The following is an 18,251-nucleotide window of genomic DNA, read 5'->3' on the forward strand; positions in this document are numbered from 1 at the left end:
CTTCTTCGCCACTAGCTCTTTGTTAATCAATAAGGAATCGAACCTTATAAACACTTATAATACGTGTTCTACTCCTGTATAATTTTTTAATGAACTTTGCTTGTTTCTCTAAGCGGGTGCAAATATACAACCTTTTATTATCCCGCAAAGCTTTTTTTGATTTATTTTTAATTATTTTTTTAAAACCTAAACCAAAATCCTTATCAATGAACTAACCAAAACACTGCTCCGTTTTGCGGTTGCAAACCTACAACCTTTTATCTAAATAATAACATAAAATTTGCAGTTTATTTATAATAAATTAACAACTTGCTGATTTTAAAAAAGATAAGCATCTAATATATGAAATTTTATTTAAAAAAAACAAAACATTCTAACTTTTTGTATAGCTTACTATCATAATCTGATCAATCCTCTTCATTTTAGGAATAAAACGTACTATTATATATAGTATACGTTTCATTATATAAATAGTCTCTCTATTGATTCATTATCTTTTTATAGAAGTTGTCTTTGCATTACCTGACCACTTATTCCTTAAATCATAAAAACTAAAATCTAATGCTGTTTTCTGTTCCTTTAATATACCAGACTGAAAACTCCTTTGTAATACATCTTCTATCCAATAATCTTCTTCTACATTAATTGGATCATATTTTTCTTTTAATGATATATTAAAAAGTCTAGCTGTGTTATTATACCAAAAAGCTCTCCACCCATTTCTATATTCTTTGACAAGTTCAAACATTGTTTTACCTGTTTGACGATATACCAACTTAACAAGTATTTGCCCTTCTGTACGTGTTAGTTTTTTTAATTCTGCTGTAAACTCTTCTTCCATGTATTTTTGCAACATTTTCACATACCGTTTTCGTTGCTTTTTGGAATTGATGTTTTCTAATCTTTCATTAAGAACGGATAATCTATCTGCTGCTAATTTTGCATAGGGATAGACTTTTCTTGTTTTACGTCTAAGTATTAGATATTTCCTTCTTGCAAATTTATCTTTAAACTTAAGTTTTCCAAGAATTATCACTTCATCCAGACCTATAGACTCATGTAGTATTGTATCTCCTTCTATAATATAATACTGTACATAATTGGTTGTATCTACGTTTGATGTATCTACAGGTTTATATACTTTTTGAGCAGAGGTACAAAAAGTAAACATTACAAATAATATAAATAATAAATATTTTAACATAACAGGTTAAGAGTCTTTCTAAAATTGTTCCAAAATTAGTAATAAACCATTTGTAAACTGTAAAATGAATGTGAATATTGTTATTTTCGCAGTAAAAAGAAGTTAAATAATGGCAAAAAAGAGCATATTAAATAAAAAGTCCTTGACTTTTCTCGAAAAATACCTGAACAACCCAGCTCCTACAGGATATGAATGGGAAGGTCAAAAAATATGGATGAATTACCTAAAACCATATGTTGATGAATTTATCACAGATACGTATGGAACTGCTGTAGGTGTAATTAACCCAAAAGCAAAATATAAAGTTGTGATAGAGGGACATGCAGATGAAATCTCATGGTATGTAAATTATATCACAGATAATGGTCTTATTTATGTTATTAGAAATGGTGGGAGCGATCACCAGATTGCTACTTCAAAACGTGTAAATATCCATACCAAAAAAGGTATTATAAAAGGTGTATTTGGCTGGCCTGCAATACATACTAGAAAAGGAGCCAAAGAACAAGCTCCTACTCTAGAGAATATATGTATTGATGTTGGGTGTAACACCAAAGAAGAGGTTTTAAAACTTGGAGTTCATGTAGGGTGTGTAATTACTTATCCAGATGAGTTTTTTATTTTAAACAAAGATAAATTTGTTTGTAGAGCGCTAGATAATCGCATGGGTGGTTTTATGATTGCAGAGGTTGCCCGTTTACTTAGTGAGAATAAAGATAAGCTTCCTTTTGGATTATATATTACTAATTCGGTTCAAGAAGAAATAGGACTAAGAGGTGCCGAGATGATTACTCAAACGATTAAACCTGACGTTGCTATTGTTACTGATGTTTGTCATGATACTACTACTCCTATGATTGAGAAGAAAACTCAGGGTGAAACTAAAATTGGTGACGGTCCTGTAATTTCTTATGCTCCTGCTGTACAGAATAGACTTAGAGAATTACTTATTGATACTGCCGAGAACAAAAAGATTCCTTTTCAACGTATGGCTTCTAGTAGAATGACTGGTACAGACACTGATGCTTTTGCTTATAGTAATGGTGGTGTTGCTTCTGCTTTAATTTCTTTACCTCTTCGATATATGCACACTACTGTAGAAATGGTACATAGGGATGATGTAGAAAATGTTATCAAACTTATCTATGAAAGTTTACTAAATATTAAAGAAGGAGAAAGTTTTAGCTACTTTGAGAAGTAATTTTTTCTATAAATAACATCTAATTATAAAAAAGAGGGGTTTGATTTTCAAACCCCTCTTTTTTATTATACTACATTCTCCATTATTTCCTGAACTACATCAGGATTTAATAATGTAGATGTGTCTCCTAGATTGGAAGTGTCATTTGAAGCGATTTTTCGTAGTATTCTACGCATTATTTTACCACTTCTAGTTTTTGGAAGCCCACTCACAAACTGAACTTTATCTGGTTTTGCAATTGGTCCGATAGTATCTGATACTTGCTTTCTAATTTCATTAATCAACCCTTCATCTGCTACTTGATCATCATATAAGGTAACATATGCATATAATGCTGTTCCTTTTACGTCATGTGGGAAGCCTACGATTGCTGATTCTGCTACCGATAAGTGCTCATTAATTGCATTTTCTATTGGTGCTGTACCTAAATTATGCCCTGAAACAATAACTACATCATCTACTCTACCTGTAATTCTATAATTACCTGTTGCGTCTCTATAAGCTCCATCCCCAGTAAAATACATATTTTCATACGTAGAGAAATATACATCTTTATATCGTTGATGGTTACCATAAATTGTTCTTGCCATAGATGGCCACGGAAACTTAATTGCTAATCTTCCTTCTGAGCTTTTTGACTTAAATTCTATTTCTTTGCCCTCTGCATCCATCAAGACGGGTTGAATCCCTGGTAATGGAAGTGTTGCAAATGTAGGTCGAGTTGGGGTAATCCCTGCTAAAGGTGAAATCATTACTCCTCCAGTTTCTGTCTGCCACCAAGTATCAACAATAGGTGAGTTTCCTTTTCCTATATTATCATTATACCAGTGCCATGCTTCTTCATTTATTGGCTCTCCTACAGAACCTAATACTTTTATAGAAGAAAGGTTATGTTTATTTACTAAATCTAATGGTTGTTTTGCTAATGCGCGAATTGCTGTGGGTGCTGTATAAAAATGGGTTACATTAAGCTTATCACAAATTTCCCAAAAACGACCATAATCAGGGTAACTTGGCACTCCTTCAAACATTACGGTTGTTGCTCCTGCCGCCAATGGGCCATAAATTATATATGAATGCCCTGTTATCCAACCAATATCTGCAGTACACCAATATACATCATCTTGCTTTTTGGCATGTATATCTTGCCCTGTAGGAGCAAAATGATCACACTGAAATACATTTGCAAAGGTGTATGTTGTATATACCATATATCCTCCTGTTGTATGTACCATTCCTTTTGGCTTACCTGTAGAACCAGATGTATATAATATAAATAGTATATCTTCTGCATCCATTATTTCTGCTGGACATTCTTTTTCTACTTTTTGCAACTCATCAAACCAAAACTTATCCCTTCCTTCTTGCATTGGTGTTGGTTCAACTGTTCTTCTGTATACAATCACTGTTTCTATAGATGGCGTGCTTTTTAGGGCTTCATCACACATCTCTTTTAGTTTTACAGGTTTTGCTCCTCTATACACTTCATTGGCTGTGATCAACATTTTACATTCTGAATCATTAATACGACTGGCGATAGCTGTACTAGAAAACCCAGCAAATACTATAGAGTGTATTGCTCCGATTCGAGCACACGCTAACATTGCTATTGCTAATTCAGGAATCATTGGCATATACAAACAAACTCTATCTCCTTTTTTGATACCATTATTTTTTAAAACATTGGCAAAATGACAAACTTTTACATGGAGTTGTTTATAGGTGATATGACGTGACTCTTCTGTCGGGTCATTAGGTTCCCATATTATAGCTGTTTTATTACCAAATTTTTCTAAATGCCTATCTAAGCAATTTTCTGTAATATTTAGTTTACCACCTTCAAACCATTTTACCTCAGGTTTTGTAAAATCCCATTCTAATGTCTTATCCCATCGTTTATGCCAGTAGAATTTTTCTGCGATAGCATCCCAAAATTCTTCTGGTTTATTAATACTTTCCTGATAGGCTTCTTTGTACTCAGCAAAAGAACTAAGCTGAAGTGTGTCTTTTATTTTCATGATTCGTGATATTTGTAATTCGCTCTATTAAATTCTTGTAAAACATGTCATCGTCAAAAAATTATCGACAAGTGACTCTTATTAGGGTGTAAACAACCTAAAAAATATTCTTTTTCCTTAATCTTTAAAGGGCAATACATTAGCTTTTTTATGTTATTAGTTCATCTATCTCTGTCATAATTTTTTTTATTGAAAATGGTTTGGTTAAATATTTATCTACTCCCAGTGCTAGGCCTTTTTCTATATCTGACACTTTATTTTTTGCAGTTAGAAATACAACCTTAATATTTTTTGTACTGGCATCAGACCTTATATGTTCCAGAGTTTGATACCCATCTACATTAGGCATCATAATATCCAAAAGAACAACATCTGGTATTTGCGTTTTCAATATCTCGATGGCTTCACTCCCGTCTCGAGCGATAAAAACCTCGTAATTATTCTTTTTGAATGTGTACTCTAAAGACATTACAATATTTGGTTCATCATCAACTATCAATATCTTTTTTCTGTTCAAAATTTCCTCTTTTATATTAGCTATTTTTTTATTAGTGTTAATTAGGGATTTCAATTACAAAACGAGCTCCTGTTTTATAATTTTCATCTGCCCAGATTCTACCATTATGTCCTTCTATAATTTGTTTACTTATTGCCAATCCAAAACCACTTCCTACTGGCTTTTTAACGTTTTGGTTTTTAGACTGGTAAAATTTATCAAAAATATATTTCATATCCTCTGCGGGAATACCTTTTCCATTATCCTCAATACTTATTCTTATATAATTCTTAATTTTTTTGGAAGATATTTTTACTATTCCTTTTTTCTCTTCTACAAATTTGATGGCATTAGAAAGCAGATTTGTAAGCACTTGATGAATTCTATCTTCGTCATACCTAACAGAGAACACGCTTTGCATTTCTGTCATGATAATTTTTATACTTTTCTTCTCTGCAATAGTGTGCACTCCTGATATCGCTTTCTCGATAGTGTGATTTAGATTATTAATTTTCTTATCTAGCATTTCTCTTCCCGAAGCTAATTTTTCTAAATCAAGTATGTTATGAATTAATGTTGCCAAACGTTCTGAGTCATCTACTATATTATCCAGAAATTGCTCTCTAAGTTTATCAGGCATATCTTGATTATCTAATAAAACTTCTGATGCCGCTCTTATTGAAGTAATTGGGGTTTTTAATTCATGCGCGACTGTATCCAAAAATTCATCTTTGAGTTTATCATGATGCTTTAATTCTTCATTAACCTTTTTTAATTCACTTGTTAATTGTATCAATTTATCAGATTTCTCTTTCAAAAATTTATTGGTAGAAATTGTTTCTTTATTTTCTTCCAAGATTTCTAAAACTTCTATAAGACTTACTGGTTGTTCTTTTACCACACTGGCAATAAGTATTCGTGAAGAGGCACTACCAATACTTCCTGTCAATAGTTTTTCAGAAAAATTAATCAATCTGGCATCTGCTTTTTTCGCATTTTTTGGAAGGTCATATTTTTGATAAAACAAATTCAAAGCACGTTCTGTACGTTGTTCTCCTAAGAATCTATTCAATGCTTTTCTTATATCAGATACATAGGCTTCACCTTTCCATACAAATGCGTTTTCTTGTAAAGAGTTATAATTACTATCTACAAACATTTCTGCATAATTACGTTCTCTATAGTTTCCTTTGAAAGAGAGGGATACTCCCAAATATAAAAGACTATTAAAAAATATACTCCAGAAAAAGGCATGTGTCACAGGGTTTAGGAAATCAATTCCAAATAATGCATAGGGTCGTAAAAGTTCATTTTGAAAAGGGCCATAAACGATAAAGTTCATATCACCAAAAATAGCATCAAGCACAAAAGGCAATATCAAGGTATAGGTGGTAACTAGTGTTCCTGTTATAATTCCTACTTTGGCCGCAATAGAGGATCCTCTATTCCAAAATAATCCAATAAAAAAAGATGGAGCCAGTTGCGCTATGACAACAAATGATAATTGCCCTATTGAGAATAATGATAATTCTATATTGAAATTAATGTAAAAAAAGTAGGCTCCTAATATCAAAGAAAAAATAGCTATTCTTCTAATGTTCTTAATATAATTAGCATTACGCTTGGGGCGACTTTTACTAAATTTATCTAGAAAACCATAGGGAATGATCAAATTATTACTAAGCATAGTCGATAAGGCTAGCGTTGAAACTACTACCATCGAAATTACAGCAGAGAACCCTCCTAAAAACACTAATATTGCTAATGAAACATCTCCGTTTTGTAGTGGTAATAACAATGAATAATAATCGGGATTGGCTGTATCTTCTAACCTTAATTTTCCTCCCCAAGCAATAAAAATCACAAATACATTAAATAATAAGAGGTATAGGGGAAACATCCAAATTGCATTTTTAAGATGCTTTTGGTTTGTATTTTCGATTACTGATATATGAAATTGTCTGGGCAATAAAAATATGGCCAAAAATGATAATGCTATCATAAAATACCAATTAATCCCTGACTCTAAGCTATCGAATGTGGTTAAGGCTTCAAAATCCTCGTTTATTACTATTTGATTATAAATATCTGTGGTTCCATCAAAAAGAAAATAGGTTACATAGCTTCCTACTCCCAAAAAGAATACTAATTTTATTACCGATTCTACTGCTACAGAAAACACTATTCCTTGCCTACGTCGTGTTGCATCTGTTGTTCTTGTTCCAAAAAAAGCGGCAAAAACAGCTAATAAAACTGCTATATAAAATGTAGAATCTTTAAAAATTGTTCCAGAAGAATTTATAGGGTTATTAGAGATTATCCCAAATGTTTCTGAAACAGCTTTAAGTTGCAATGATATATATGGTACTACTCCTAATACACAAATCACTGTAACCAAAGCTCCTAAAAAGCGATCATTACCATATCTAAGGGATATAAAATCAGCAATACTTGAGACTTTATGCTGTTTAGAAATTTTAATTATTTTTTTTAATACTACAATCCAAATAGGAAAAGCTATTACGGGTCCCATATAGGTCGTCAAAAAGCTTACTCCAGAAGTAGCTGCTATCCCAACACTGCCATAATATGTCCAAGCAGAACAATATACTGCTAGTGATAATGTATATACGTATGGATTATTAACCCAAGAGTTTCTTGCTTTTTTTTCTGCCCAAAAAGCAATACCAAATAAGAGTAATAAGTATCCTATGATTATGAATATTAATATATAACTATTCATAATATCTTTTTAGAATATTAAAAGAAACTAAAATTGAGATTGCCCATATCAAGAATATAAAAAAGTACAATACTGGAAATCCAAAAATGCTCCCTGAATGATTAAACATAAATATCAAAGGAACATTAAATAGAAAAAGTAATGCTATAGATAGAACAACTAATTTTTGCTGATGACGTTTCTTCATACATTAAAACGATTACTTACTAATTTGAAAGTAGATACGTTAAATTTAATCATTTTAAATTTTTCTTTTTTTTATAAACCTGACAAGGCTCAAATCCCTGTCAGGTCTATAGTTCCTTTACGTTTAACTTCAAAGAATAGTTTTGTTAATGTGTAGCTTCTCCTGCTCCACTAGGAATTCTTATGTTTTCTACAATCTCTTGAACATCTTTAGGAGGTGCAGAAGTAAATGCAGATACTACTAATGATACTACAAAATTAATTACCATCGCAACAGCTCCAAACCCTTCGGGAGAAATCCCAAACCACCATTCACTAGATGGAGGAACGGTTTCATCAAACCAACCTAGTCTGTATTTCATCATATATAGTAACATACACAAAATTCCGACTACCATTCCTGCTACCGCTCCTTCTTTGTTCATCCTCTTGTAGAATATTCCTAATACAATTGCTGGAAAGAAAGAGGCGGCTGCCAAACCAAATGCCAATGCGACGACTGCTGCGACAAATCCAGGTGGGTTAATTCCAAAGTATCCTGCAACACATACAGCGGCTACAGCAGAAAGACGTGCCGCTATCAATTCTCCTTTTTCAGAAATGTCTGGTTTGATCATCTTCTTGATAAGGTCGTGAGATACTGATGATGATATTACTAATAATAATCCTGCTGCGGTTGACAAAGCTGCTGCTAATCCTCCTGCTGCAACTAGTGCAATTACCCAATTGGGTAGGTTTGCTATTTCTGGATTTGCTAATACCATGATATCTCTATCTACAAAAAGCTCATTTTTGGTAGCTGCATTTACATTTGTAATAGTACGTTCTCCATGTGTTCCTCTATTTTTTCCATCAAATACAGGTTTATTTTTATTGCCTTCTACAGAATGGCCTTTTGCGTATTGCACTTGTCCATCACCGTTTTTATCTGTCCATCCTAACAATCCAATATCTTCCCAATTTTTGAACCACATAGGGAGTTCTTCATATTTCTTATTCTGTACAGATTCTATAAGGTTTGTTTTTGCAAAAACAGCAACTGCTGGGGCTGTAGTATACAATATGGCTATCAATAATAATGCATATCCTGCTGATTTACGAGCATCTTTTACTCGTTTCACTGTAAAGAATCTAACTATTACGTGTGGTAATCCTGCTGTTCCTACCATCAACGCTAATGTTATTGCAAATACATCAATTATTGACTTAGAACCATCCGTATATGCAGAAAATCCAAGCTCTGTACTTAGTCCATCTAGTTTTTCTAAAAGATACATATTTGAACCATCGGTTACTGTACCACCGAATCCTAATTGTGGAATAGGGTTACCTGTCATCTGGATAGAGATAAATATTGCAGGTACCATAAATGCAAAAATAAGCACACAATATTGTGCTACCTGGGTATAAGTAATTCCTTTCATTCCTCCTAGTACTGCATAGAAAAGTACAATGATCATCCCTATGATCACTCCTGTATTAATGTCTACTTCTAAAAATCTAGAAAACACAATTCCAACACCTCTCATTTGCCCAGCTACATATGTAAATGACACTAATAATGCGCAGAATACAGCTACTGATCTTGCTGTTTTTGAATAATACCTGTCTCCTATAAAATCAGGCACAGTAAATTTTCCGAATTTCCTTAAATAAGGAGCTAATAATAGTGCCAATAACACATATCCTCCTGTCCATCCCATTAAGTAAACTGCTCCGTCATATCCTGAAAAAGCAATAATTCCAGCCATAGAAATAAATGATGCGGCACTCATCCAATCGGCTGCTGTTGCCATTCCGTTTGCCAGAGGTGACACCCCTCCTCCTGCTACGTAAAATTCTTTTGTAGAACCTGCCCGTGACCAGATTGCTATTCCTATATACAAAGCAAAAGTAATCCCTACCAAGATATAAGTCCATATTTGAACACTCATAATATATTTTTTTAAAAGTTGTTTTATAATCTTATTTCGATCGTATGAAATAATTAAAGACGTTTCTTATTCCCCCAATACAATCATTCTATTCATTTAATCTTTATCGTACCCATATTTTTTATCTAATTTGTTCATTAATCGAACATATATAAAAATGATTACTACAAATACATAGATTGAACCTTGTTGTGCGAACCAAAACCCAAGAGGAAAACCTCCCATATGAAATTGATTTAATTGATCTTTAAAAAGTATTCCTGCTCCATAGGATACAGCAAACCATATAGCTAGCAAAATAAATAAGTACTTTACATTTTCTTTCCAGTAGGCACTGGCTTTTCGTTGTTGTTCTGACATGATTATATTTTTTTTAGAGATAGATCATTGCTTGTAGGGTAACATAGCTATTTGAGTCATTATTACCGTACTTTGTGTTTTGATATTCTAATGTTAATTTAGAATTATGTCCACTTATATAGGCATTAGCTCCTACTCCAAAAGTGGTGGCATTATCATCTATAGCATCAATTGAGCGTAAATTAAAAGATGTATATGGTTGAAATTTAATTTTTTTATTATCATTTGGTATCAAATATCCTACATGGCTATATATCATAGAACCTGTTTCATAGGTTTGTCCTTGTGTATAATTTTTTCCATAATCATTATTTTGATAGGTTGCATATGCAGTGATTGCTGATCCGTTTTCTCCTAGAGGTGCATCATAAAATGCGTCTACAGCAAATACCGCAACATCTTCTCCTTCTAGAGCTCGTGTTGAATTGAGTGATACACTACCTTTTGGGTGATAAAAGAACCCTGCTCCTACATTAAACACTTTTTTACCTCCCAAGTAGGTTCCCACTTTATAGGGTAAGAAATTCGATTCTTGATCAAAGAAATTATAATCAAAATAACCTGCAAAATTCTTCCCTGCATCTTTAGATCCTAATAGCCTTCTTCCTGCATATACTGCTGGACCATTTGCTACTGGTTCTTCTTCTGCCTGCAGATTATCAGTAATCGACTCATTGATTGCTACTCTATATTGTAATTTACCAAATGATCCTTTGGCATAAATTCCAATATGTCTTGCAAATTGATCAGATAACCCAATATTAGCCCATGACTGTCTGTTATTATCCAGTGTCATCATATTGAGTGTACTTTGATTATTAAGTCGTGAGATACCGTTCCAATAATGAAGTCCTGCCCCTATAGCATGTTTTGATCCTAAGCTGTATTGAGCCCATACATCATGAAGGAATAATTGCGAACTTTCTCCTTTTCCTACTGGATGTTGATTATCTGCATTCAAACTATTTATTCCAAAATGAGTAAGGATCAAAAAGTCTTTATTGATCTGAGAATACATAAGAACTCGAGCTCTTCGTATACTGAAATCAACATTACTTTCGCTATCAGGAACATCATCTGTGTATTTGGCCCAAAACTGAGCCCAAGAGATTACCCTAAAATATTTTGAACCATCCTCATTGAGTTTTACTTTTAGTCCTCCTGTATAATCTGGAGAACCTTGCGAAAAAGCTGAGTATGGAATCAAAAAACTACCTAAAAAAAGTAGTAATATGAAGTTTTTCATAATTTAAGAATTTGATTTGTAGAAAATGAATTGTACTACTTTATGTAGTGTTGTGCACTTGTTAAAATTCTAAAAATTATGTGTGGCAGTAAAAATCAGTATAGTTATTTGCTAATCACTATAGTTATTCTCTAAAACGCTCCCATTTAATAAGCATAAACTTATCTCCCAACTCTGTTACTACAACTCCTGCTCCTTTTATATTATCAGGTGATTGAAAATAATTTGCTAACTCAAATGCATTCAAAATCTTATAGGTTGAGTGATACTGTGAATTGTATGGTCGCTTAATATTATATTTTTTAACCCAATTCATAACACTGACATGAGAGATTCCTAGTATTCGTTCTATCTCACGATATGTAAGGCCTTCTAAATAGAGTTGTAGTGCTTTGTTTACATAATAGTCATCTATTTTTTTACCCAACTTGTTTACCGTAAAGTAATAATTACATTTTTTGCAACGATATCGCTGCCTCTTATTTATCACTCCACTCTTTATATTGTCTGACGAACTACAATTTGGGCAAACTTTAACAGTCATATATAGTATTTTTGCATAAATATATCATTTTAGCAATAAAAATATAACAATAGTTTAATATTTATATTGAAATATTACAACAAACAGTTAATTTTTATTGAATATATCCTTTTATTTACACCACATTAATGAAAAATAGTGAATCACATTATGTCAGACGAGTTTATCGATATACTTTATAAAACTGGTGAATACACAGGCATTGTTAAGTTAAAATCAGAAGCGCATCGATTAGGTTTATATCATGCTAGCGTGCATATTTGGTTTTTTACTAATAAAGGAGAGGTATTATTACAGAAACGTGCTAGTAATAAAGATACATACCCTGGTCTATGGGATATTTCTGTCGCGGGTCATATTTCTGCAGGTGAAACTGCACAAAATTCTGCTATTAGAGAAATTAAGGAAGAGATTGGTATTTGTGTATCAACAAATGACTTAAAATATATTCACACCTATCTTAGTAAAAAAAAACCTAAAGCAGGGTTTTATGATAACGAATTCAATCATATATATTTATCCAAACTTCGAGTTCCTACAACAAGCTTAACGCTTCAAAAAGAAGAGGTATCTGATATTACTCTTATTCCTATAGAGAAACTAATTCTTTATCTACAAAACCCAAACTATTCTAAAACATATGTCACGCACACAAAAGATTATTATAATTTAGTTCTTAAGGAAATCACAAATCAATTCTAATAATGTATTTATTAGAATAATCTATTGTAACTTCATAAACCATAATTTTATTATAGTAATTTTGTATTACAATTAAAAAACCAATAAACAAAAACTATGGAAGATACCAACACAAAAACAATCGATGCTTTAAATATTTTATTAGCAGATTATCATATGCATTATCAAAAGCTTAGAAATTTTCATTGGAATATAACTGGTTCGCATTTTTTTGAACTTCATGTAAAGTTTGAAGAATTGTATGAGGATGCTAAATTAAAAATTGATGAAATTGCAGAACGAATTTTAACATTAAGAGGTAATCCAGTAAGTAATTTTAGTTCATATTTAGATTTATCTAATATAAATGAATCAGAAACAACATTAATTGATCAAAAGATGGTAGCTGCTATTTTAGAAGATCATAAGGCTCTTTTAAGACAATTAAAAATCGTAATCAAAGAAGCTGAAAATGTAGGTGATGATGGTACTCTGGATATTACTGGAACTTATGTAGGTGAATTAGAAAAAATAAGCTGGATGCTTAATGCTTGGAATCAAAGAAATTAATATAGTAAAACTATCATATCTTATTCTTTTGACAACTATAACTGTTAGTTGTCAAAAGAATAAGGTAAATCAATTGATAAAGATTACTGATCTATCAAATGATTTACATGAAATATCAGGCATAGCTTTATTGTCTGATCAAAAATTATATGCTATAAACGATTCTGGTAATAGCAATACTTTATTTTGCTTGAATCAAAAGGGTAAAATTCTAAAAAAAATTAAAATTCCCAAAACAAAAAACATAGACTGGGAAGACCTTGCATATGGTAAAAAAGATACTCTCTATATTGGTGATTTTGGTAATAATAGTAATGACAGAAAGAATTTGAGGATTTATAAAGTTTCTCCTCCTTTTTCTGAAAAAACATCTGTATCAAAAATAGAGTTTTCTTTTCCTGATCAAAAAAAATTTCCTCCAAAGAAAAAGAATCTGAATTTTGACGTAGAAGCCTTTTTATGTTTCAATAACAACTTGTATTTATTTACAAAAAATAGAGGAAAAGATAAAAGAGGAATCACTACAGTATATAGAGTTCCTACAGAATCAGGAAAGCACATTGCAAAACTTGTTGGCAATTACACAACTTGTAACGATCCATCTGATTGTCTTATTACTGGTGCTACCATCAATTCTTCTGGAGACAAAATTGCACTACTTACTCATAACAAAATATTTTTACTTAGCAATTTTAATGATACTAACTTATCAGATGCTAACATCCAAAAAATCAAATTATATCACACTTCACAAAAAGAAGGGATTTGTTTTAAGAATGACTCAACACTTTATATCACCGATGAAAAAAAAGGCTTACAAAAAGCTGGGTTATATGAGTATCGGTTTAAATGACACCCCACATCTATTGTTTATTAATATGAATTCTATGTAAGAACTGCAACTATAGTTTTCATAATACTAGGCTTCGGCTACGCTCAATTTTCGAGAAAGGAAGAATAATTTAAATGAATCATAATAACCTGAATTGAATTATTTTTGGTTCAGGTAAAAAATAAAAAAGAAGCCACATTTTTTCATTTCTCATGAAAAAATGTGGCTTCATAAATTAAAATATGCACATCTAACTAAATCAATAATTTTGAAACGAACTCATAACATAAATTTCTAATAAACAAATTTTGTTCTGAGGTACTTCATTGAAAATTAGTCTTGATACAATATATTATTTTTTCACTATATTCTTATAAATTATATTACCATTGGTTAAAGTTACTTTTAAGATGTATAAACCTACTGGTAAATGATTAATACTAAATCGATCTTTATAAAAATATTTACCTTTCAATTTGGACTTCTCTGTATACCTACCTATATGATCTTTTAGCTCCCAGTTTTTCACATGCTCTTTACTACTCACTGTTAACATATTATTAGTTGGATTGGGATACACTGAAACTATCTCTGTTTTTTCTAAAGAATTGGTTTCAACTTCAATGTTTTCATAAGTAATCAATTCTTGTTCGCTATTTGGTTCTTCTCTAGTCAAATTTCTTGCTGAACACCCCTCTATATATGCTCTAAAAGATGATCCTGATCTAGCAGTAAAACCACTTTTTAACTTTATAACCGTTCCTGCATCATATGCTGCTGTTGCTCCACTAAAAATGGTATTACTGGCAGTTATCACGTTGCTTGCTTCTTGGATATCAGTTTGTCCAGAAACTACATTTTGGGTAATTACCAAATCATTCTGACAATTCTGAGCCAACAGTACAGCCTGATATGCATTCACTAAGCCATATCCTAATTGATTATTCCATGTTCCATTTAGACGTCCATTTGTACTAGAATACGTGTATAAATTCGTTGTCACTTTCTGGGCAGATTGTTCGATAATATCATTTACCTCATGAACAGTTAAACTAGAATCAACACTTAACACCAATGCCGCAACTCCTGCAACATAAGGGCAAGCAGCAGAAGTACCTCCAAACCATCTATTATAGTCGTAATTAGAATAATTATTTGGTGGACTATTTGCCCATGGGTTATAGTCTCCATTTCCTGAAACATCTCCTTGTCTGTCTGTTGTGGGTGTACTTGTTCCTCCTGCCACTACATCCAAAGGAGTTCCATAACTACTACCTTTTCTACAATTAGAACACCATGGATCACAAGATTGAGGGATAATATCTATTCTACCTGATCTAATTCCACATCTATCTATTGCTCCTACACACAAAATCAAAGGGTTTGAGTTTGAAGGATATTGAGCCCCATTAACATTATCATTCCCACTCGAAAAAACAACTATACTACCTAGTCCATTTCTTCCATTAGATAATGCGTTATTTACTGCATTATCAAAGATAGAACTCGGGCTTCCTCCTCCCCATGAATTACTAATCACATCAGCTCCATTTTGCCATGCCCAATTAACTCCATTAGCCAACATTTGTATTGTTGTTCCAGAAAAACCTACACTTACAGAAATTAATCCTGAAGAAGGGGCAACACCCGCTATACCGATATTATTATCTTTAACAGCTCCTATAATACCTGCACACGCGACTCCATGTGCCCCTCTTACTTGTGAAGGAATAGTATTAGTTTGTGCATCAAACCCTGTACCTACTATATTAGCCTGAAAATCAGGATGATTCATTTCAATCCCTTGATCCACTACTGCTACATTTACATTGTTGCCTGTGGATATATTCCAAGCCTGTTCTATTTTAATATCAACTCCAGAAATGCCTCCACTTTGACCTGTATTCCTTAATGTCCATTGATCATTAAAATGAGAATCGTTAGAATTTTGTAAATCATGATATACAAAAGCTGGCTCTGTACTTTCGAACCATCCCATTTCATAAAAGACATTAGCAAATTGTATTGCATTTAATTTACTTTTAGGGGTTACAGAAAGTGTAAACCAAAGCGGCATATACTCATTATAACCCAATACCTCAATATCTAACTCTTTTGCTTTTTTATACAAAACATCAACATCATTTTTATCTCTAAGCTTTACATAAAAATTATTTGACAATCCGAATTCTGTTCCTCCTTTAGTCATATATGCTGGAGAAGCCATTAAGACATTAGGTAACTTCTTATAGGATTCAATCTTTTTATAATAATTAGCTTTTGACATATCTTTTGTCATCGATATTTCCATATAATAGCTTTTTATATGTTTCTTATTGGTAGTTTTATCGTCTATCGAAATTACAGTAGCTCTCGCATTATCTTCAGTTATTTCTGTTATTTTTTCTGAGTTACTATGTAAAGATTTAAAAGAATTAATAGAATTTTCTCCTTCAAATGAAATAGAAATAGTTTTAGTGTTTACATCTAAAAAGAATTTTTCTCCTTTGTAATAATAGAAATCATCGGATTTTTCTTGCCCAAAAACATGTACCGTAACAAACAGTAGTATTAAAGTTAGTATTTTATATGTTATATTATTTTTCATAATGTTCTTTATTAAATATTATCATCTTGAAAACAGATATATTATTTAAATTTATTTACTCTTTGATTAATTTGGTCTCTAGCTTATTAATACGTTTTTCTTGTTGAATTATATACAGCGTTAATTCTTCAATTTTTTGAAGTAATTGTATTTGAAACTCACCTATATTAACACCGTTTTTCTCCATTTCTTTTGCTGATGCTATTTCTGGTAAATGTTTTTTGTTTTTTATATGTTTTTCTATAAAACTTAAAGATGGTAATTGATAATCTGATTCAAAAACAAAATCTGCTGTCGGACTTGTTGTCACTATGATTTCTTTGGTTTCTATCTTACCTCTAACAGATATATTATTTGAAAAATTTACTTTACCATCATTTAAAAAAACTGTTTGTTTACCCCAATCCCAATTCCCATTAGTTCTTGGAGCGATATAAAGTGTAGTTCTATCATCATCTGGTGTATGGAAAATCCATGAGTTTTTTCCTTGACTAATAATGTTATTTCCTGAAATGTCACCATTAACAGATATAGTATTTGAAAAATTCACTTTACCATCATTTAAAAAAACTGTTTGTTTACCCCAATCCCAATTTCCGTTGGTTTTTGGAGCGATATAAAGTGTAGTTCTATCATCATCTGGAGTATGAAAAATCCATGAGTTTTTTCCTCCACTGATTAAATCCTGGGCTTCTACTCCAAAGCTTAACCCTAATAATACTAGTATAAAAATTATTTTTTTCATGTTGTGTGATTTTAAGTTGGTTTATTTTTTAGTTTCGATTAACTTTTCTATTTCTAATAATCTATTTGATAAAGATTTTAATTCTTCAATTTCATTAGCTTGCTGTTTAATTTCTTTTTCTTGTTGAATTGTATACAGCGTTAATTCTTCTATCTTTTGTAGTAGTTTAGCATCCATTTCTCCTAAAGAAATACCATTTTCTGTCACATCTTTAGCACTTGGAATATCTTTTAAATGACCTTTTTCTTTGATATGACTTTCTACTTCGATAAGTGTAGGAAGATTATAATCAGTTTCAAATACAAAATCTGACCAACCACTTACTTCTACCATTATTTCACGCGCACCTATAGAGCCTTCTACTGCTAATCTATGTGAACCTGTATTATTGGTTCCTATACCTACTTTTCCATTCGGAATTAAAAACTTCTTTGCTCCATTTTCAAGACCTAGAATAAAATTAGTAAGGCTAGGGTTAAATCCCATATATGCCTTACGCACACCTGCTTTATTTTTCCATTGTGTATAAAGCCATTTATCATCTAGCGTTTGGAATGTTGCTATTGCATCCGAAGCACTCTTGACTGTTAACACCCCTCCATTAAGATCCAAACTTCCATTATTAACAGAAAATTTGTTCGCTCCGTTTTCAAGACCCAAAATAAAATTAGTTAGATTAGGGTCAAATCCCATATAAGCCTTACGTACACCTGCTTTGTTTTTCCATTGTGTATAAAGCCATTTGTCATCTAATGTCTGAAATGTTGCTATCGCATCCGATGTGCTTTTAACTGTTAATGTACCATCAATTGTCTGGTTTTGAGCTTTGGAATTAAAGCTTAACATGACCAATCCTATTAATAAAATCGTGTTTTTCATTTTG

At 31.9% G+C, this 18,251-nt stretch carries 15 protein-coding genes; 4 read left to right on the forward strand and 11 right to left on the reverse strand.

Annotated features, from left to right (window positions below; all coding sequences use genetic code 11):
• Window positions 1–490 precede the first annotated feature (490 nt).
• A complete protein-coding gene (locus CVD18_RS06145) occupies window positions 491–1,171 on the reverse strand; it encodes a DUF4294 domain-containing protein (RefSeq protein ID WP_233194488.1) in 681 nt (226 codons plus the stop codon).
• Window positions 1,172–1,313: 142 nt separating this feature from the next.
• Between CVD18_RS06145 and CVD18_RS06150 the strand changes: the two genes are divergently transcribed.
• Window positions 1,314–2,405 (forward strand): M42 family metallopeptidase, encoded by a 1,092-nt coding sequence (locus tag CVD18_RS06150; protein ID WP_103864572.1) that lies wholly within the window; start codon window positions 1,314–1,316, stop codon window positions 2,403–2,405.
• A 65-nt stretch (window positions 2,406–2,470) separates the two neighbouring features.
• On the opposite strand, the gene acs is transcribed toward CVD18_RS06150, so the two are convergent.
• From acs to CVD18_RS06190, 7 genes are all read right to left on the reverse strand, one after another.
• Window positions 2,471–4,423, reverse strand: a complete 1,953-nt coding sequence (gene acs, locus CVD18_RS06155) for an acetate--CoA ligase (protein ID WP_103864573.1) — start codon at window positions 4,421–4,423, stop codon at window positions 2,471–2,473.
• 148 nt (window positions 4,424–4,571) lie between these two features.
• The gene (locus tag CVD18_RS06160) at window positions 4,572–4,940 is read right to left on the reverse strand and encodes a response regulator transcription factor (protein WP_255409420.1); all 369 of its coding nucleotides are present in this window, start codon (window positions 4,938–4,940) and stop codon (window positions 4,572–4,574) included.
• Between the two features lie 37 nt (window positions 4,941–4,977).
• The gene (locus CVD18_RS06165) at window positions 4,978–7,662 is read right to left on the reverse strand and encodes a sensor histidine kinase (protein WP_103864574.1); all 2,685 of its coding nucleotides are present in this window, start codon (window positions 7,660–7,662) and stop codon (window positions 4,978–4,980) included.
• 332 nt (window positions 7,663–7,994) lie between these two features.
• Window positions 7,995–9,782 (reverse strand): sodium:solute symporter family protein, encoded by a 1,788-nt coding sequence (locus tag CVD18_RS06175; protein ID WP_103864576.1) that lies wholly within the window; start codon window positions 9,780–9,782, stop codon window positions 7,995–7,997.
• A 96-nt stretch (window positions 9,783–9,878) separates the two neighbouring features.
• Window positions 9,879–10,142: a DUF4212 domain-containing protein gene (locus tag CVD18_RS06180; RefSeq protein ID WP_103864577.1), complete on the reverse strand. Its 264-nt coding sequence runs from the start codon at window positions 10,140–10,142 to the stop codon at window positions 9,879–9,881.
• Between the two features lie 13 nt (window positions 10,143–10,155).
• A complete protein-coding gene (locus CVD18_RS06185; RefSeq protein WP_103864578.1) occupies window positions 10,156–11,388 on the reverse strand; it encodes a hypothetical protein in 1,233 nt (410 codons plus the stop codon).
• Window positions 11,389–11,512: 124 nt separating this feature from the next.
• A complete protein-coding gene (locus tag CVD18_RS06190) occupies window positions 11,513–11,932 on the reverse strand; it encodes a helix-turn-helix domain-containing protein (protein ID WP_103864579.1) in 420 nt (139 codons plus the stop codon).
• Between the two features lie 150 nt (window positions 11,933–12,082).
• Between CVD18_RS06190 and CVD18_RS06195 the strand changes: the two genes are divergently transcribed.
• The 3 genes from CVD18_RS06195 to CVD18_RS06205 all read left to right on the forward strand — a co-directional run bounded on the left by CVD18_RS06195 (window position 12,083) and on the right by CVD18_RS06205 (window position 14,036).
• Window positions 12,083–12,634: an NUDIX domain-containing protein gene (locus CVD18_RS06195; protein ID WP_103864580.1), complete on the forward strand. Its 552-nt coding sequence runs from the start codon at window positions 12,083–12,085 to the stop codon at window positions 12,632–12,634.
• Window positions 12,635–12,730: 96 nt separating this feature from the next.
• Window positions 12,731–13,183 (forward strand): Dps family protein, encoded by a 453-nt coding sequence (locus CVD18_RS06200; RefSeq protein WP_103864581.1) that lies wholly within the window; start codon window positions 12,731–12,733, stop codon window positions 13,181–13,183.
• Window positions 13,161–14,036 (forward strand): hypothetical protein, encoded by an 876-nt coding sequence (locus CVD18_RS06205; RefSeq protein WP_103864582.1) that lies wholly within the window; start codon window positions 13,161–13,163, stop codon window positions 14,034–14,036. The genes CVD18_RS06200 and CVD18_RS06205 overlap by 23 nt, the downstream gene beginning before the upstream one ends.
• A 331-nt stretch (window positions 14,037–14,367) precedes the next feature.
• Here CVD18_RS06205 and CVD18_RS06210 read toward each other — a convergent pair whose 3' ends face one another.
• From CVD18_RS06210 to CVD18_RS06220, 3 genes are read right to left on the reverse strand one after another with little or no spacing between them, the layout of a single operon-like run.
• Window positions 14,368–16,623, reverse strand: coding sequence for a S8 family peptidase (locus tag CVD18_RS06210; RefSeq protein ID WP_103864583.1), 2,256 nt, complete (start codon window positions 16,621–16,623; stop codon window positions 14,368–14,370).
• Window positions 16,624–16,678: 55 nt separating this feature from the next.
• A complete protein-coding gene (locus tag CVD18_RS23110; protein ID WP_233194489.1) occupies window positions 16,679–17,368 on the reverse strand; it encodes a hypothetical protein in 690 nt (229 codons plus the stop codon).
• Between the two features lie 21 nt (window positions 17,369–17,389).
• Window positions 17,390–18,214 carry a hypothetical protein gene (locus CVD18_RS06220; RefSeq protein ID WP_103864584.1) on the reverse strand — a complete coding sequence of 275 codons (825 nt, stop codon included), beginning with the start codon at window positions 18,212–18,214 and terminating at the stop codon, window positions 17,390–17,392.
• Window positions 18,215–18,251 lie beyond the last annotated feature (37 nt).

The sequence above is a fragment of the Aquimarina sp. I32.4 genome (genome assembly GCF_002924285.1).
In the GTDB taxonomy this organism is placed as follows: domain Bacteria; phylum Bacteroidota; class Bacteroidia; order Flavobacteriales; family Flavobacteriaceae; genus Aquimarina.

Bases quoted from the DNA above. Each gene is read 5' to 3' on its own strand.
- CVD18_RS06175 (WP_103864576.1), bottom strand. From the start codon at position 9,782: ATGAGTGTTCAAATATGGACTTATATCTTGGTAGGGATTACTTTTGCT.
- CVD18_RS06220 (WP_103864584.1), bottom strand. From the start codon at position 18,214: ATGTTAAGCTTTAATTCCAAAGCTCAAAACCAGACAATTGATGGTACA.
- CVD18_RS06145 (WP_233194488.1), bottom strand. From the start codon at position 1,171: ATGTTTACTTTTTGTACCTCTGCTCAAAAAGTATATAAACCTGTAGAT.
- CVD18_RS06185 (WP_103864578.1), bottom strand. From the start codon at position 11,388: ATGAAAAACTTCATATTACTACTTTTTTTAGGTAGTTTTTTGATTCCA.
- CVD18_RS06165 (WP_103864574.1), bottom strand. From the start codon at position 7,662: ATGAATAGTTATATATTAATATTCATAATCATAGGATACTTATTACTC.
- CVD18_RS06180 (WP_103864577.1), bottom strand. From the start codon at position 10,142: ATGTCAGAACAACAACGAAAAGCCAGTGCCTACTGGAAAGAAAATGTA.
- CVD18_RS06190 (WP_103864579.1), bottom strand. From the start codon at position 11,932: ATGACTGTTAAAGTTTGCCCAAATTGTAGTTCGTCAGACAATATAAAG.
- acs (WP_103864573.1), bottom strand. From the start codon at position 4,423: ATGAAAATAAAAGACACACTTCAGCTTAGTTCTTTTGCTGAGTACAAA.
- CVD18_RS06150 (WP_103864572.1), top strand. From the start codon at position 1,314: ATGGCAAAAAAGAGCATATTAAATAAAAAGTCCTTGACTTTTCTCGAA.
- CVD18_RS23110 (WP_233194489.1), bottom strand. From the start codon at position 17,368: ATGAAAAAAATAATTTTTATACTAGTATTATTAGGGTTAAGCTTTGGA.
- CVD18_RS06200 (WP_103864581.1), top strand. From the start codon at position 12,731: ATGGAAGATACCAACACAAAAACAATCGATGCTTTAAATATTTTATTA.
- CVD18_RS06205 (WP_103864582.1), top strand. From the start codon at position 13,161: ATGCTTGGAATCAAAGAAATTAATATAGTAAAACTATCATATCTTATT.
- CVD18_RS06195 (WP_103864580.1), top strand. From the start codon at position 12,083: ATGTCAGACGAGTTTATCGATATACTTTATAAAACTGGTGAATACACA.
- CVD18_RS06210 (WP_103864583.1), bottom strand. From the start codon at position 16,623: ATGAAAAATAATATAACATATAAAATACTAACTTTAATACTACTGTTT.